Genomic DNA, 14775 nt, shown 5'->3' with positions numbered 1-14775 from the left:
CCGCGCCCCCCCCCCCCCCCCCCCCCCCCCCCCCCCCCCCCCCCCCCCCCCCCCCCCCCCCCCCCCCCCCCCCCCCCCCCCCCCCCCCCCCCAACCCCCTAGAACAGCGAGGCGAAGGGCGGCATCCACCGAGAACGGCAAGCAAAGGGACCGCGAGCGCAGGGTGCCGACCCTTGAGGGTTCGGCAGGGACAGGCGGGCGGTGCTAGGCGGAGGGGGTTTCGAAGAACTTGGTGGGTTCACTGAGGGGCTGCGATGGGTCGGGCACCGTGATTTCGGCGGTCGGGGCGCCGTCGAGCGAGTCAATGATCGTCGTCGGCACCGACACCGCCATGGCGCCGTAGATGACGGCCTTCGACAGGCCTGACTTCAGCGCCAGCGGAGGCAGCTCACCGTAGTCAGCCTGGCCGCCCTGCTGCCCGGGCCCCTGAATCGAGTGGCCGACGAATCCCGCGAGCGACGCATCCCCCGCGCCCGTCGTGTTCACGACCTGCGGCGCCTTCGCGTATCCCCACAGCGCCTCGTCGCGCGTGACGACCATCGCGCCGTCGCCACCCATCGACACGAGCACGACCTCGAGCCTCGCGCGCTCGATCACCTCGCGCGCCGCCTCGAGCACGTCGCCGACGGTGTTGAGATGCCGCTTCACGAGCGTCGCCATCTCGTCGGCGTTCGGCTTGATGCAGTCGACGAGCCCCGACATTGCCCATGTCTCGAGCGACGAGCCCGAGGTGTCGACGGCGACGCGCGTGCCGATACGGCGGGCCTCACTGAACAGCCGCGTGAAGTCGATCTTCTCGCCGGTCTCGACGAGCTTCGGCACCGAGCCCGACACGACGAGCCAGTCGGCACGCAGCGCGCGAATCTCCTGCAGCGTCATGTCAACGACGGCATCCCAGTCGCGCTCGTGCAGCCGCACGGCCTTCTGGTTCACGTTGGTCGTGCGGCCCTCGGGCTCAAGAATCGCGGTGTTCACGCGCATCCGCCCCGGCACCGGCAGAATGCGGAGCACCTGCGGAAACGGTGTGCGGAACAGCAGGTGCTCGTCCTCGCGCCCGACCGGGAGCACCGCCGAGGTCGAGACGCCGGCGATCCGCAGGGTACGCGACACGTTGATGCCCTTGCCCGAGAGAAACTCCTGAATCTCGGTCGCCCGGTTCACCTTGCCGGTGTCGAAGCTCTCAACGAAATAGGTGCGATCGATCACGGGGGCCGGGGTCAGCGAAACTACAGCAGGCATCTTCATTCCTTTCGCAGCGGACTCACTCAGCGTAGCCCGCGAACTTGTCGCCGCACCCGGTTTGCCGCGCCAGTTTCGCCCGGCCCACGCGCAGCCGAACATGTCAGGCTTGGCCTCATGTCTGAAACGATGCGCGCGGTTGTAGTCAATGAGTTTGGTGGCCCCAAGGTTCTGAAACTCGGCGAGGTGCCGATGCCGAAAGTCGTGAACAGCGACACGCTCGTGCGCGTGCACGCGGCCGGCCTCAACCCAATCGATGTGAAGACCCGCGCGGGCAAGGGCGCGTCCGGCGCAATCGAGCGGATGCCCTGGGTACCGGGCGGCGAGTTCGCCGGCGTCGTCGAGAAGGCGCCGTATGAGCTCGCGCCGTTCCAGCCCGGCGATGAGGTCTACGGCATGCTGCTCACCCCGCGCTACCAGGGCGCCCACGGCGACTACGTGTCGGTGCCGTTCATGTCGCTCGCGCATAAGCCGACGTCGCTCACGATGCTCGAGGCCGGCGGCGTGCCGCTCGCCGCGCTCACAGCGTGGGCCGCCGTGGTTGAGGCTGCGCGCGTCCACTCCGGGCAGCGGATGCTCGTGCACGCGGGCGCGGGCGGCGTCGGCCACTTCGCGGTGCAGCTCGCGGCGTTCTACGGCGCCGAGGTCGTGACCACCGCATCCAGCCGAAACCACGACTGGCTCACCGAGCTCGGCGCGAGCCAGGTAATCGACTACACCTCGGAGCGCTTCGAGGAGGCAATCGACGAGCCGGTCGACGTCGTCATCGACCTCATCGGCAATGTGCACGACAACACGGGCAGCCGCTCACTCGGGGTGCTCCGCGACGGCGGCCTCGTCGTCAACGTGCCCACCGGTTCGTGGCCGACGATGCACGAGGAGGCTGAGGCCGCGGGGCGTGAACTGCGCGCATCCACACTCAAGCTCTCACCCGAGGGGCGGATCCTCACCACCATCGCCCAGCTCTTCGACCAGGGCGACCTGCAGACGCACCTCGACGCGAGCTTCCCGCTCGGCCAGGCCCGCGCCGCCCACGAGCAGCTCGAGCAGGGACACACGCGGGGCAAGATCGTCTTCGACCTCACCGCAGGGTAGTCACGCCGAGCACCAACGAAGCAGGGCGGCCCCGCATCGATTTCGGTGCGGGGCCGCCCTGCAAATTCGCGAGCTCGAGTGCGCGAGCTAGTGCTGCGTGCGCACGCCCTCGGGGATCGGGTCGCCCGTCTTCCAGGTATCCCACTGGCCCGAATGCTCCATGTCGTGGCCAAGCGGGATGCCGTGGCGGCCCTTGAGCAGGATCGAGCCGGCGAGGCCGACGGCCGACATGATCGCGAGGTAGACCGCGGCCCAGTGCCACTGGCCGGCGTTCGCCTCGAAGGTCGCCTGCACGATGAGCGGCGCGAACGCGCCACCGACGATCGCGCCGATCGCGTACGTGATCGAGACGCCCGAGAAGCGCACGGAGGCGGGGAACACTTCGGCGTACCAGGCGCTGAGCGGGCCGTAGCAGAAGCCGAGCGGCACGCCGAGCAGGCAGGTGCCGAGCACGAAGAAGATCGGGTTCTCGCCGCCCATGACGACGAGCGGGAACAGGGCGATCGACGCGAAGATCATGAGGATGTAGCCGACGATGAACACCGGCTTCGCGCCGTACTTATCAGCGATCCAGGCGCCGACGTAGGTCCAGATCGCCCACGAGATCGCGGCAAGGTTGAGGAAGAGGCTGACCTGACCGCCGTCCATGCCGACCATGCCGCCGGCCTCGAGCGGCGTCGCCGCGTACTTCTGCACGATACCGCCGACGAGCATGTAGCCGACGGCGTTGTCGCCGGCGAAGACGAGCGCGGCGAGGATCACGATGAGCCAGTACTTGCGGAATACGACGGCGATCGGAGCCGACTGGCTCTTCGCCATCTTCGAGATCTGGCGAAACACCGGCGACTCTTCGACCGCGCGGCGCACGACGTAACCGACGAGGATCAGCACGACCGAGAACAGGAAGGCGATTCGCCAGCCGCCATTGACGAAGCCCTCCTGGCCCATCGTCATCTGCAGCACGGTGAGCATGCCGGTCGCGAGCAGCATGCCGAACGGCACGCCGAGCTGCGGCCAGGCGCCCGCGCGGTTGCGGCCGCCATCGGCGGCGGTCTCCACCGCCATGAGCGCCGCGCCGCCCCACTCGCCGCCGGCCGAAATACCCTGCAGCACGCGCAGCAGGAGCAGGCCGATGGCGCTGATCGCGGCGAGGTCGCCAGTGGGCAGAAGACCGATGAGCGCAGTCGCCGCACCCATGAGGATCAGCGTGGCGATAAGCACGGGCTTGCGGCCATACTTGTCGCCGAAGTGACCGGCGAGGAACGCGCCGAGCGGGCGGAACAGGAACGAGAGGCCGATCGAGGCCATCGAGATCAGCGTTGGGCCCGCCGGGCCCATCGCCTCACCCATCGGCCCGAAGAACTGGGTGTTGAAGATGAGCGATGCCGCGAAGGCGTAGATGAAGAAGTCGTACCACTCAACGGTGGTGCCGACGATCGTCGCGGCGAGGACGCGCCGGCGCTCGGCCGGGCTCGTCACCGGCGACTGGTCGATTTCAGAGGTGTTGGACATTTCATGGCTCCGTTGTCATGACAATCCGAGTCGGCCACCGTGGCGCGACTCAGGCGAACGTCACATTCGTCACCCAGACACTACCGCATTACCGACCCGATCGTCGGTAATTCCCTCGCCCGCCTTTGCTCGCCGGCGCCAGCGCCCTCCCGCAGCATCCCGAGGGCCGGATGCGCGGCTCGAGTCGCGCCTCCGGCTGCAGGCCCTCGCACAGGCCAGGAAACGCAAACTGGCCCCGCCGAAGCGGGGCCAGTGAACTCGCGACGAGCGCGAGACGTTGCTTAGAACGCCGAAACGTCGAGGGGGATCGACGGGCCGAAGGTCGTCGCGACGACAGCCTTCTGCACGTAACGGCCCTTCGCCGAAGCCGGCTTGAGGCGGATGACCTCGTCGAGCGCGGCCTGCAGGTTCTCGGTGAGCTGCTCGGCGTCGAACGACGCCTTGCCCGCGATGAAGTGCAGGTTCGAGTGCTTGTCGACGCGGAACTCGATCTTGCCGCCCTTGATCTCGGTGACAGCCTTGGCGGCGTCCGGGGTCACGGTACCGGTCTTCGGGTTCGGCATGAGGCCACGGGGACCAAGCACCTTACCGAGACGGCCTACCTTGCCCATCATGTCGGGGGTGGCGACGGCCGAGTCGAAGTCGGTCCAGCCGTCAGCGACCTTCGCGATGAGTTCGTCGCTGCCGACCTCGTCGGCGCCCGCGGCGAGGGCGGCCTCAGCGGCCGGGCCCTGCGCGAACACGATGACGCGAGCGGTCTTACCGGTGCCGTGCGGCAGGCTGACGGTGCCACGCACCATCTGGTCGGCCTTGCGCGGGTCAACGGCGAGGCGCAGTGCGACCTCGACGGTGCTGTCGAACTTCGCCGACGAAGTGTCCTTCGCGAGCTGCGCGGCCGAGGCAAGGTCGTAGACCTTGCCCTCTTCAATCTTCTCTGCCGCGGCGCGGTACGCCTTGGAATTCTTTGCCATGTTGTGCTCCTTTGAGAGTGTGCGGTCGAACGAGCTGGCTGGCTCTCCCGCGAAAGTGTGTACGGCCACGCGCTATGGCGCGGCGTGTGTGCACTACCCCGATCGCTAGCTCGGGGAGGCGGGGGCTAGTTGCCCGTGACCTCGATGCCCATGGAGCGGGCGGTGCCGGCGATGATCTTCGCGCCAGCTTCGATGTCGTTCGCGTTGAGGTCGGCCTTCTTGGTCTCGGCGATTTCGCGCGCCTGGTCCATGGTCATCTTGCCGACCTTGTTCGTGTGGGGCACACCCGAGCCCTTCTTCACGCCCGCAGCCTTCTTGATGAGCTCAGCCGCCGGGGGCGTCTTGAGCACGAAGGTGAACGAACGGTCTTCGTACACGGTGATCTCAACGGGCACAATGTTGCCGCGCTGCTGCTCGGTCGCCGCGTTGTACGCCTTGCAGAACTCCATGATGTTGACGCCGTGCTGACCCAGGGCCGGACCAACCGGCGGAGCAGGGTTCGCGGCGCCAGCCTGGATCTGAAGCTTGATCAGACCCGAAACCTTCTTCTTCGGTGCCATGTGGTTTCCTTTCTGTCGAGTGGATGCTGCGAACATCCCTCTCCCGCAACGCCGGCCTTTCCGGCGCCCGGTATCGGTTGCGCATGCGCAACCCCGCAAGTTTACTCGATTCCGCACATCCTGGCCAGGGGCGGTTCACGCGAACGCGGCGCCGACCACGTGGGTCGACGCCGCGTCTGCTCGAGCTGAAGTTAGAGCTTTGCGACCTCGTCGAACGAGAGCTCGACGGGAGTCTCGCGACCGAAGAGGGAGACGAGCACGATGAGCTTGCCCGCCGCGGCGTTGATCTCGCTGATCGAACCGGTGAGGCCTTCGAACGAGCCTTCCTTGATCGTGACGGTCTCGCCGTTCTCGAACTCGACCTCGGTGATCGGCTGCTTGCCGCCCGTGGCAGCGCCGGCCTTGGCCTCACCCTTGACATCCTTGACGTCGGGCAGCTCGACGATGCTCTTGAGCATCTCGAAGACTTCCTTGAATCGCAGCGGCACCGGGTCGTGCGCGTTACCAACAAATCCCGTGACGCCCGGCGTCTGACGCACGAGCGACCAGCTGTCCTCAGTGAGGTGCATGCGAACGAGCACGTAGCCGGGGATACGCACGCGCGTGACCATCTTGCGCTGGCCGTTCTTCATCTCGACGACGTCTTCCATGGGCACCTGCACCTCATAGATGTCGTCGGCGCCCTCGGACGACTCCGAGCGCTTCTTGTTCTCGACGCGCTGCTGGAGGTTGTCGCGCACCTTGCGCTCGAAGCCGGCGTAGGTGTGGATGACGTACCACTTGCCGGGCTTCATGCGCAGTTCGAGCTTGAACTCGGCGTAGGGGTCAACCTCGGCCTCGTCGTCGCCCTCGGCGGCTTCACCTTCGACGGCTTCACCTTCGGCGGCGGGCTCGGCGTCGGCCGACTCGGCGTCAACGGTCTCAGCGCCGTCGGATGCGTCGGCCTCGACTGCGTCGGCCGCGACGGCCTCGGTCTCGACATCGTTAGTCTCGACGTCGTCGGTCTCGACGTCGTTAGTCTCGGCCTCGACGGGCGCGTCCTGGCTCTGGGGAGCCTCATTCACGGCGTCGAGATCGGTCTCGTTCTGCTCGGGAAGCTGGGTTTCGTCAGCCACGGTAGTTCAACTCACTTCATCGAATTGCGGCGCGACGGCCGCTCGGTTTGTGTCGGATGCGCGGGCGCCTGGCGCCGCGACTTGGGGTTTACGGGGTCGCCGTCGCGGTCGGGTCAACCGACTCGGTCGGCAGGACGGTGTCGGTGGGCAGCGGCGTCTGGGTCGGATCGCCCCCCTGGAACCAATCCTCGGGGAACAGCGACTGGCCGTTGCCAAAGATCCACGAGGAGGCGAAGCCGAAGATCCAGTCGAAGAGCATCACGAGCAGCATCATGATGATGAGGAACGCGATCACGACGCCGACGTAGCGCCAGAGTTCCTGGCGGGTCGGGGTGACAACCTTCTTCAGCTCGATGACGACCTCGCTGAAGAACTTGCGAAGGCCGCGCTTCTCGCCAGCGTCCTTCTTGTCGTTCTTCTGCTTGCTCGTCTTCTTCGATGCCTCAACAGCGGCGCCCTTGGCCGAGGTCTTCTCGCCGCGCTTCGCCTTCTTGCCCTTGCCGGATGCCACTACCGCAGCATCCTTCTTGGCGTCAGACTTCGCGTCGTCCGAGTCGTCATCGGCGTCTTCGTCAGCTTCGCTCGCAGCCGACTCGTCGGCCGCCTCCGCATCAAGCGTCTCGTCCAAAGCGTCGCCCTCGTCACCGGTTGGTTCGGTGCTGTTGGTGAGGTCGTCGTCACGCTCGTCATCAGACGTGCCTGTGGCCACGCGGATCCCTTTCGAAGCTTGGAAATGCGGCACGAACCGGATTTTGGGCGCACTGCAGTATGCCTTTTGGCAACTGCGCCAGCCTACGTCACACCGGCAACCTTGTCGATAACGCGAACGTGCTTGCTCTGCAAAACCAGCTCAGACGCAACATGCGCCGTACACTCCGCTCGGCCCGTGGATGCAGAGCTGACAGGGGTCGAGCGCGCAAGCTGCGGTTGAGCGCTTGGCGCTAACCGCAGCATCCAAAATCTTACTAGATCCGTTGAAACACTGGGCGCTGGAAGTGTTGGCTGCCGCATGGAGTCGCCCGCACTGAGGCCGACACTACGGCAACCTGCGAGAACGTCAAGGAGAAGATCACGGACGCGTTGGACGAACGAACGCTCCGGGTGAGGCACCGTCACGCCACGCGGAAACTGCACCCGCGTGGCGCGCAGTCACGGTGTCAGCGTCCCGCCCCTCCTTCTGGCGGGATGGGGCGCCTCCTTGTGCTTGTCCACCGGACTACCAGGAGACTCGGGCATCGTGGCCATTACGACACCGATAGAAGGAGATGCGTCATGGCCAAAGCAGATCTCGAGCAAGCCGCGGGCTACAACCCCATGCAGACTCTCGCCAGCCTCGGAGTCCGCAGCAATCACCTCTACATTGCAGGGCTCGCGTCAGTCGGGGTATCGCTCGTGTCGTGGCTCGTGTCGCGTGGCAAGAGGAATGACTCGAAAGCGCAGTCGGATCGCTGGGGCATTTTCGTGGGGCAGTGGGCCCCGACCTTCTTCGCTATCGGAGTTGGTCTGAAGCTCCACGAGGACGACCACTAGCACTGTGAGCGATTCTCGATTGATGGCCGTGTCCGTATGAGACTGTGGTCGATTCATCCGCGCTACTACGACCGTCAAGCGATCGTGGATGAAGCCGATGCGCGCGGCTACCGGTTTGCGCGTGACAAAATCCTTGCCCCGGGCCCTGCCGCGAAATTGACGGTGACCGACGGGCAAATCGAGTACGAGTGGGCACACCTTTGCGGGAAGCTGCAACACCGAAGCCCGGACGTATGGCACCGATGGCAAACCGTGGCCGTCCCGGATCCACACCCGTTGTTTCGCGTGGTCAACGGTCCGGTCGCGGACTGGGAGAAAGTCCCGCGGGCGCGTTTGGAGTAGCAACCGGCTGCGGCGAGATGTCACTCATAAGCCTCAAGAGTTAGCCTCACTCCTTTCATCCCATCAACTGCCGGGGGCGCGCTTGCCTGCATCTGCGCGGGTGCCGGAAACCTGGCGTGGCCCGAACCATGACTTCGCTCCGTTCAAGGTGCGAGATCCAACACGCTGCATGAGCAGGTGGCGAGCCCGGCTGAACAACCGCGAAAACAGCACGGTCAGTGCAATTGGGCGGGTTCGATGCCGTTGTCAGTTCGGACGCCGTCGAAGCGAACCCGCTTCGCGACGCGAAAATCGACAGCGTGACACTCCGCGGCCCTCGAGGCGCGAGCGCGCCTGGCCGGCCAAGTTCGAAACTTCATCGACGCCATCCGTGCGCGTCAGCCGCCCAAAGTTGCACCGTTGAGCGCTGACCCTACTCCGCGTGTTCGACTCGTTGAAGTCTGAGGAGCAGGGCGGACAGGAATCGAACCTGCAACCTGCGGTTTTGGAGACCGCTGCTCTGCCAATTGAGCTACCGCCCTACGTCACGTCGCGCATGCTGCGCGGGCAACCCAGACAGTTTACGACAAAACCGCCGCCACCTCCACATGCCGGCGCAAGGTTGCCCTCGAACCCACTACCGGATAGTGCGGCCTGGTTTGCCATTGCGAACCAAACGCGAGTGAATGCCAGTACGGGAGGAAGTGGCAACCATGACTCACCAGTGGCGCAATGTCATCGCGCTCTTCGTCAACGAACAGACTCGTCACGTCGCCGGTCGGCTGCTTCTGGGCGAGACTGTCCGCCCGGATTCGCTTGCACTTTCGCCATCACGCACCCGGCACGTCCATCCTGGCGTCGATAGTTCGCGAGCACGACGTTGCGTGACGCCGCGAGTTTGGCGTTTGCGCACATCCGGCCCATTTCCGGCGGATGTGCAGACAGCCGGCTGCGCGTCATGAAAAATGAATGACGGTAACCCGTTCACAACCGCACAAACTAGGCTGCACATCATGACTGAATCGCGTCTTTCGTCCCGCGTCTCCGCCATCGCCCCTTCGGCCACGCTGAAGGTCGACAACAAGGCCAAGGCCCTCAAGGCAGAGGGCCGCCCGGTGATTTCGTACGCCGCCGGCGAGCCCGACTTCGCAACGCCGCAGCACGTCATCGACGCCGCTGTCGAGGCCGTGAAGGACCCGAAGAACCACAAGTACACGGCCAACGTCGGTCTGCCCGAGCTGCGCGACGCGATCGTCGAGAAGACCGCGCGCGACTCGGGCCTCACCGTGCCCGCGAGCCGCGTGCTCGTCACGAACGGCGGCAAGCAGGCCGTGTTCGAGACGATCCAGGCGATCATCGGCGACGACGACGATGTGCTGCTGCCGACCCCGGCGTGGACCACCTACCCCGAGGTCATCAAGTTCGCCGGGGGCAACACCATCGAGGTCTTCGCCGGCGCCGACCAGGGCTACAAGGTCACCGTCGAGCAGCTCGAGGCCGCGCGCACGCCCGACACGAAGGCGATGCTCTTCGTTTCGCCGTCGAACCCGACCGGCGCCGTCTACTCGCCCGACGAGACCCGCGCCATCGGCGAGTGGGCGCTCGAGCACGGCGTGTGGGTCATCGCCGACGAGATCTACCAGAACCTCGTCTACGACGGAGTGAAGGCCACCTCGATCGTCGAGGCCGTGCCGGCGCTCGCCGAGCAGGCCGTGCTCGTCAACGGTGTCGCGAAGTCGTTCGCGATGACCGGCTGGCGCGTGGGCTGGATGGTGGGCCCGGAGGACGTCATCAAGGGCGCCGCGAACCTGCAGTCGCACCTCACGAGCAACGTGAACAACGTCGCGCAGCGCGCCGCGCTCGCCGCCCTCATCGGCCCGAGCGAGCCGATCGAGGAGTTCCGCCTCGCCTTCGACCGCCGCCGCAAGCTCATGGTCGACGAGCTCAGCAAGGTCAACGGCTTCACCGTGCCGACGCCGCAGGGCGCGTTCTACGTCTACGCCGACGTGTCGGGCGTGCTCGGCAAGGAGTACGACGGCGTTCGCCTCGAGACCTCGCTCGACCTCGCCGACTTCCTGCTCGATCGGGCCGAGGTCGCGGCCGTCCCCGGCGAGGCCTTCGGCCCCTCGGGTTACCTGCGCTTCAGCTACGCGCTCGGCGACGACGCACTCGTCGAAGGCGTGCGCCGCATCCAGGCGCTCTTCAACTAACTCGCGCCACACCGCGCGCCAGTAGCCGGGCCCCGTCGCAAGACGGCGACCCGGCTACGGCGTTGTGAAGGTAATTTCGGCGAGCTTGTCGAGCAGCTCGTCGTTGTCGTCGAGCGTCGTCGTGCTCCACAGCACGATGTGCACGCGCGTGCCGGTGAGCGGCATGACGCGCTGCAGCAGCCAGACCTGGCCGCCCTCGCACTCGTCGGCCCGCACGCCGAGCAGCTCGAGTTTCGTGCCGTCCTCGCCCTCAAGCAGGTACGACTCGGGCTCGGAGATGCCCGTCGCGCCGTACGAGCACTCGTCGTTGATGCGATTGAGCTGTGCGAGCGTGAGCTCTTTGTCGGTCTGGTTCGAGTTGAACACCGACGTCTGCCACACCTGAATCTGCGCGCTGTAGTCGGGCGCGTACATCGTCAGCTGCTCGGGGCGATTCACGATGTCCTGCTCGATCCAGTCGCCGAGCTTCGGGTAGACGAGCGTGAAGCCATCCTCGAACACCGCATCCTGCTCAATCGAGACCGTGTCGCCCGGCTGCACCGCGTAGGGCGTCGGCGTGGGGTCCACGGTGTCGGTCGGGCCGGCGGTGCCGCCGCCGTTGCTCTCGAGCGGCGCCGCGGCCTCGCCCTGGCTCGGCTGCAACGGGTTTCCCCACAGCAGCGCGAGCGTGATGACGAGGCCGATGACGACGACCGCCGAGGCGCTCGTGAGCACAATCGTGAGGGGTGACCAGACGCGGCGGCGCGACGAGCCGGATGCGTCGGGCACAGCAGCCGCTGCCGGCTCGGCCCCGAAGCGGGGCTCGGGCGGGCTGAATCTCGGTCGCTGCTCACTCACCTGGGTCTCCGTCTCGTTGGCGCACTTCGAGTTTCGCGCAGCAGCCGCGCGAACGCACTACAGCTGCAGGCCGATCAGGTTCGGCTCGGGGATGAGTTCGACGCCGAACTCGGCGAGCACGCGGGCGCGCACATAGCGCGCGAGCTCGGCGATCTGCTCGGCCGTCGCATCCGCGTGGTTCGTGATCGCGAGCGTGTGCTTCGACGAGATCGCGGCGCCGCTGCCGGGCAGCGCGAATCCCTTCTTGACGCCGGCATGCTCGATCAGCCACGCCGCCGAGAGCTTCACGAGTTCGAGGCCCTCGGCGTCCTTGCCCGCGTCGAAACGGGGCGCGCTCGCCGGCAGCGCCTCGCTCGCGAAGCTGCGGCGCACGATCGGGTTCATGAAGAACGAGCCGCTCGAACGCGTGTCGACGTCGCTCGGGTCGAGCACCATGCCCTTCGAGGCGCGCAGGCGCAGCACGGCCTCGCGCTGCTGCGCGACCGGCACACGCTCGCCGAGCTCGACGTCGAGCGCTTTCGCGAGTTGCGCGTACTGCACGGGGGCGCCGCCGGTCGAGTCGACTTCGCGCAGCCGCAGCTCGACCGCGAGCACGAGCCCGAGGAGCTCCTCGCGCTTGAGCGCCGAGGTGCGGTAGCCGAGGCCGAGGTCGGCGGCCGCGACCCAGCGACGTTCGCCGGCATCCGCATCCGCCACCTCGACGCGCACGAGCACGTCGGCGAGCTCCTGCCCGTAGGCGCCGATGTTCTGCACCGGCGTCGCGCCGACCGAGCCGGGGATGCCCGCGAGCGCCTCGATGCCGCTGAGCCCGCGCGCAACGGTGGCGTCGACGAGCTCGCTCCATGACTCCCCCGCATGGGCGACGACGATGACCTCGCCGCCCTCGCCCGGGCGGTACTCAACACCGCGGGTCGCGACCCGCAGCACGGGGCCGTCGAAGCCGTCGTCGCTCACGATCGTGTTCGAGCCGCCGCCGATGACGAGGAACGGCTCGTCGCGGTCGGCGAGCTCGAAATACGCCTCGGCGAGCGCGTCGCGGGTCTCGGGCTCGATGAGATCAGCCTCGGCCTGCGAGACCTGCGTCGTTGTCAGCTGCGCGAACGTCGTCATGCGGTGAACTTCGCGCGCACCTGCGCCTTGGTCAGCACCGTCTTGTCAGCGAAGCTGACGGTGAGGTCGATGCGGCCGATGCCGTCGTCGCCGGCCTCTTCGCCGACCGTCGCGACGATCTGCACCTCCGCTCCCTCCCTCGCATCGACGAGCACCGGGCGCGTGAAGCGCACCTGGTAGTCGACGACGCGGCCCGGGTCGCCGAGCAGCTCGATGACCGGCTGGATCGCCGCACCCATCGTGAGCATGCCGTGCGCGAGCACGCCGGGCAGGCCCACCTCGACCGCGATGTCGTCGCGGTAATGGATGGGGTTGAAGTCGCCGGATGCGCCGGCGTAGCGCACGAGCGACTCGCGCGTGAAGTGCAGGGAGGTTTCGAGCAGCTGCTCGCCCTTGGCTGCCGTTTCCAGGGTTGCCATGGTTAGTTCGCCCCTTCCCCGCCGACCACGAGCGTCGCGTAGGCGGTCACGACGAGCTCGCCCGCCGCATCCTTCAGCCTGGTCGTCGCCTGGATCATCGCGTTGCCGCGCACCGCGCGCACCGTCGTCACCTCGAGCTCGGCACCGAGTTCGTCGCCCGCGACGATCGGACGCTCGTAGGTGAAGCGTTCGTCGCCGTGCACGACGTTTTTGAGTTCGAAGTCGGCCATCGGGTCGGCGAGCAGCAGCTGCAGGCCGCGGTCTTGCAGCACGGCCGGGTAGGTCGTGGGCGCGACGACGTCGGCGTAGCCGGCCGCGCGGGCCGCCTCGACATCGAAGTGGATGGGGTCGCTCGCGAAGACAGCCGCCGCGAAAGCGCGTACGTGCTCGCGCCCAACGAGATAGGGCTCGGCGAGCGCGAAGCGTCGGCCGACGAGATCCGGGTTCACAGTCACCCCGCCAGTCTAGGCGCCGCGGAAATGCGTTGTTTTTCCCAACGTGAGAAGGCCATGAGGTTGAGGCCCCTTATCGCCGTCTCAGGTCGGGAAAAACGACGCATTGCAGCGACGCTAGCTGGTGGAGGAGATAGCCGGCGGAGCTAGCTGGCGCGGAGCTGGCGGTGGCGCGCGAGTTCGTCGATCGTCGAGTCGTTGAGGGCGGCGTGGCCGCGGCGCGACGCGGTCTCGCGAATGCCGAAAATCTTGCGCTGCGACAGCTCGAGCGTGTCGAGGTCGATGCGGGTGATCGTGTCGTCGGGCACGCGGCTCCAGCCGGCGAGGTTGATGCCGGTCGACGAGAACACGGTCGTGCCGTCGGGCCGCTGCAGCATCGCGAGCTTGTAGTAGTTCTCGTCGTGGTCGTCGGGCAGCAGCGCCGGGTCGATGCCGTACGAGCGGAAGTCTTCGTCGGTGACGTGCGCCGTCGAGTTCGCGTGAATCACGATGAGCTCGGCGTCGGTGAGCACGACGGCGTTGAGGCTCGCGTTCGGGAACGTGCGACGGAGCCGCTGCACGGCGCGCACAACGCCCTCGGCGACGGTGCCGCCACCCTCGCGAATCTGCTTGCGCACATACGAGAAGTAGAGCTCGGAGTCGGTCGTGCCCGACACGGCGCGCAGCTCCTCTTCACTGAGCAGCTCCTCGAAGCGCTCAACGGGAATGATCGAGCCGTTGTGGGCAAATGCGATGCCGTTCGCGACGAAGGGGTGCGTGTTCACCGTCGTGCGCTTGAGCCGGTCGGTCGCGAGCCGCAGGTGCACGAGTCGCGAGTACGACGGCACGCTCTCGAGCGCGGCCGTGAGCATCGGGTCAGCCTGGCCGGGCGTCGAAACGCGCGCCGACTCAACCTCGGGCAGCTCTTCGCCCGGGCCCGACGCGAGCCAAGCGGTGCCCCACCCATCGTTATGCACGCTCGTCATCTGCTGGAAGGCCTCGGCGTTGGCCTCGCCGATCACCTCCGAGACGGTTGTCTCACTGGGTGCGGCGTAGGCGAGCAATCGGCACATGTGCAGGCTCCCCTCGCTGGTTGCGGTGTCGTCGCGGGCGCGGCGATTCATCCATTGTCCCGCGCGACCGGCCGCCCGTCGAGCGCGCGCGACGCCGCGCGTAACACTCACGCCACAACTGCGAGAGAATAGCGGGGTGATTTTGGGTATGGATGGGCTGGCTGCGGGCGCCGGCGAGGCCGCGAGCGCGGTGTCCTGGTGGATCGGCGGCATCGTCGTCGCCGTCATCTTCGGTGCGATGGTGTGGCGCACGGTGCGCCGCAACCGCATGAAGAAAAAGAAGTAGCCCCAGCCCTCCCGTTGAGCACGCGGCACTCGCCCCGGGCGACCGTGGCGTCAGCATGCCCATACG

Annotated in this window: 15 protein-coding genes and 1 tRNA gene; 4 read left to right on the top strand and 12 right to left on the bottom strand. The window is 67.0% G+C overall.

Translation table 11 applies throughout. The features are described 5' to 3' along the window. Positions 1 to 204: 204 nt before the first annotated feature. Positions 205 to 1239: a 1-phosphofructokinase family hexose kinase gene (locus tag QM019_RS03615; RefSeq protein ID WP_282851892.1), complete on the bottom strand. Its 1035-nt coding sequence runs from the start codon at positions 1237 to 1239 to the stop codon at positions 205 to 207. 117 nt (positions 1240 to 1356) lie between these two features. Between QM019_RS03615 and QM019_RS03610 the strand changes: the two genes are divergently transcribed. Continuing rightward, positions 1357 to 2334 (top strand): NADP-dependent oxidoreductase, encoded by a 978-nt coding sequence (locus QM019_RS03610; protein WP_282851891.1) that lies wholly within the window; start codon positions 1357 to 1359, stop codon positions 2332 to 2334. A gap of 87 nt (positions 2335 to 2421) precedes the next feature. Here the strand turns inward: QM019_RS03610 and QM019_RS03605 are convergent, their stop codons facing one another. The 5 genes from QM019_RS03605 to secE all read right to left on the bottom strand — a co-directional run bounded on the left by QM019_RS03605 (position 2422) and on the right by secE (position 7201). Further along, positions 2422 to 3846, bottom strand: coding sequence for an MFS transporter (locus QM019_RS03605; RefSeq protein WP_282851890.1), 1425 nt, complete (start codon positions 3844 to 3846; stop codon positions 2422 to 2424). Between the two features lie 281 nt (positions 3847 to 4127). Next, positions 4128 to 4817 (bottom strand): 50S ribosomal protein L1, encoded by a 690-nt coding sequence (gene rplA / locus QM019_RS03600; RefSeq protein WP_125106792.1) that lies wholly within the window; start codon positions 4815 to 4817, stop codon positions 4128 to 4130. A gap of 125 nt (positions 4818 to 4942) precedes the next feature. Next, positions 4943 to 5377 carry a 50S ribosomal protein L11 gene (gene rplK, locus QM019_RS03595; RefSeq protein ID WP_125106791.1) on the bottom strand — a complete coding sequence of 145 codons (435 nt, stop codon included), beginning with the start codon at positions 5375 to 5377 and terminating at the stop codon, positions 4943 to 4945. A 191-nt stretch (positions 5378 to 5568) separates the two neighbouring features. Next, entirely contained in the window at positions 5569 to 6492 is a 924-nt protein-coding gene (gene nusG, locus QM019_RS03590; RefSeq protein WP_282851889.1) for a transcription termination/antitermination protein NusG, read from the bottom strand. Between the two features lie 88 nt (positions 6493 to 6580). Further along, a complete protein-coding gene (secE, locus tag QM019_RS03585) occupies positions 6581 to 7201 on the bottom strand; it encodes a preprotein translocase subunit SecE (RefSeq protein ID WP_282851888.1) in 621 nt (206 codons plus the stop codon). Positions 7202 to 7764: 563 nt separating this feature from the next. On the opposite strand from secE, the gene QM019_RS03580 reads away from it, so the two are divergent. Continuing rightward, entirely contained in the window at positions 7765 to 8022 is a 258-nt protein-coding gene (locus QM019_RS03580; RefSeq protein WP_282828631.1) for a hypothetical protein, read from the top strand. 790 nt (positions 8023 to 8812) lie between these two features. Here QM019_RS03580 and QM019_RS03570 read toward each other — a convergent pair. Beyond that, a tRNA-Trp gene (locus QM019_RS03570) sits at positions 8813 to 8885 on the bottom strand. Positions 8886 to 9356: 471 nt separating this feature from the next. Between QM019_RS03570 and QM019_RS03565 the strand changes: the two genes are divergently transcribed. Beyond that, positions 9357 to 10553, top strand: coding sequence for a pyridoxal phosphate-dependent aminotransferase (locus QM019_RS03565; protein ID WP_282851885.1), 1197 nt, complete (start codon positions 9357 to 9359; stop codon positions 10551 to 10553). A gap of 54 nt (positions 10554 to 10607) precedes the next feature. Here the strand turns inward: QM019_RS03565 and QM019_RS03560 are convergent, their stop codons facing one another. The 5 genes from QM019_RS03560 to QM019_RS03540 form a co-directional block, all read right to left on the bottom strand. Beyond that, complete coding sequence (locus QM019_RS03560) at positions 10608 to 11390, bottom strand: hypothetical protein (protein ID WP_282851884.1); 783 nt, start codon at positions 11388 to 11390, stop codon at positions 10608 to 10610. Positions 11391 to 11447: 57 nt separating this feature from the next. Then, positions 11448 to 12500: a UDP-N-acetylmuramate dehydrogenase gene (locus QM019_RS03555; protein ID WP_282851883.1), complete on the bottom strand. Its 1053-nt coding sequence runs from the start codon at positions 12498 to 12500 to the stop codon at positions 11448 to 11450. Next, on the bottom strand, positions 12497 to 12919 hold the full coding sequence (locus QM019_RS03550) for a MaoC/PaaZ C-terminal domain-containing protein (protein WP_282851882.1): 423 nt from the start codon (positions 12917 to 12919) through the stop codon (positions 12497 to 12499). Before QM019_RS03550 ends, QM019_RS03555 begins: the two co-directional genes overlap by 4 nt. A 2-nt stretch (positions 12920 to 12921) precedes the next feature. Further along, the gene (locus QM019_RS03545) at positions 12922 to 13374 is read right to left on the bottom strand and encodes an FAS1-like dehydratase domain-containing protein (protein WP_282851881.1); all 453 of its coding nucleotides are present in this window, start codon (positions 13372 to 13374) and stop codon (positions 12922 to 12924) included. Between the two features lie 143 nt (positions 13375 to 13517). Beyond that, entirely contained in the window at positions 13518 to 14474 is a 957-nt protein-coding gene (locus tag QM019_RS03540) for a class II glutamine amidotransferase (protein WP_282851880.1), read from the bottom strand. A gap of 85 nt (positions 14475 to 14559) precedes the next feature. Between QM019_RS03540 and QM019_RS03535 the strand changes: the two genes are divergently transcribed. Continuing rightward, on the top strand, positions 14560 to 14709 hold the full coding sequence (locus QM019_RS03535; RefSeq protein WP_282827112.1) for a hypothetical protein: 150 nt from the start codon (positions 14560 to 14562) through the stop codon (positions 14707 to 14709). The last annotated feature ends 66 nt before the right edge of the window (positions 14710 to 14775 follow it).

The sequence above is a fragment of the Gulosibacter sediminis genome (assembly GCF_030011715.1).
Lineage (GTDB): Bacteria > Actinomycetota > Actinomycetes > Actinomycetales > Microbacteriaceae > Gulosibacter > Gulosibacter sediminis.
The sequence above is the reverse complement of the archived record's forward strand: the minus strand, read 5'-3'. Positions and strand labels throughout refer to the sequence as shown.

Excerpts from the sequence above, each read along its gene's own strand:
- rplK (WP_125106791.1), bottom strand. The coding sequence starts at position 5,377 with ATGGCACCGAAGAAGAAGGTTTCGGGTCTGATCAAGCTTCAGATCCAG.
- QM019_RS03580 (WP_282828631.1), top strand. The coding sequence starts at position 7,765 with ATGGCCAAAGCAGATCTCGAGCAAGCCGCGGGCTACAACCCCATGCAG.
- QM019_RS03610 (WP_282851891.1), top strand. The coding sequence starts at position 1,357 with ATGTCTGAAACGATGCGCGCGGTTGTAGTCAATGAGTTTGGTGGCCCC.
- QM019_RS03540 (WP_282851880.1), bottom strand. The coding sequence starts at position 14,474 with ATGAATCGCCGCGCCCGCGACGACACCGCAACCAGCGAGGGGAGCCTG.
- QM019_RS03550 (WP_282851882.1), bottom strand. The coding sequence starts at position 12,919 with ATGGCAACCCTGGAAACGGCAGCCAAGGGCGAGCAGCTGCTCGAAACC.
- QM019_RS03605 (WP_282851890.1), bottom strand. The coding sequence starts at position 3,846 with ATGTCCAACACCTCTGAAATCGACCAGTCGCCGGTGACGAGCCCGGCC.
- QM019_RS03565 (WP_282851885.1), top strand. The coding sequence starts at position 9,357 with ATGACTGAATCGCGTCTTTCGTCCCGCGTCTCCGCCATCGCCCCTTCG.
- QM019_RS03555 (WP_282851883.1), bottom strand. The coding sequence starts at position 12,500 with ATGACGACGTTCGCGCAGCTGACAACGACGCAGGTCTCGCAGGCCGAG.
- QM019_RS03615 (WP_282851892.1), bottom strand. The coding sequence starts at position 1,239 with ATGCCTGCTGTAGTTTCGCTGACCCCGGCCCCCGTGATCGATCGCACC.
- rplA (WP_125106792.1), bottom strand. The coding sequence starts at position 4,817 with ATGGCAAAGAATTCCAAGGCGTACCGCGCCGCGGCAGAGAAGATTGAA.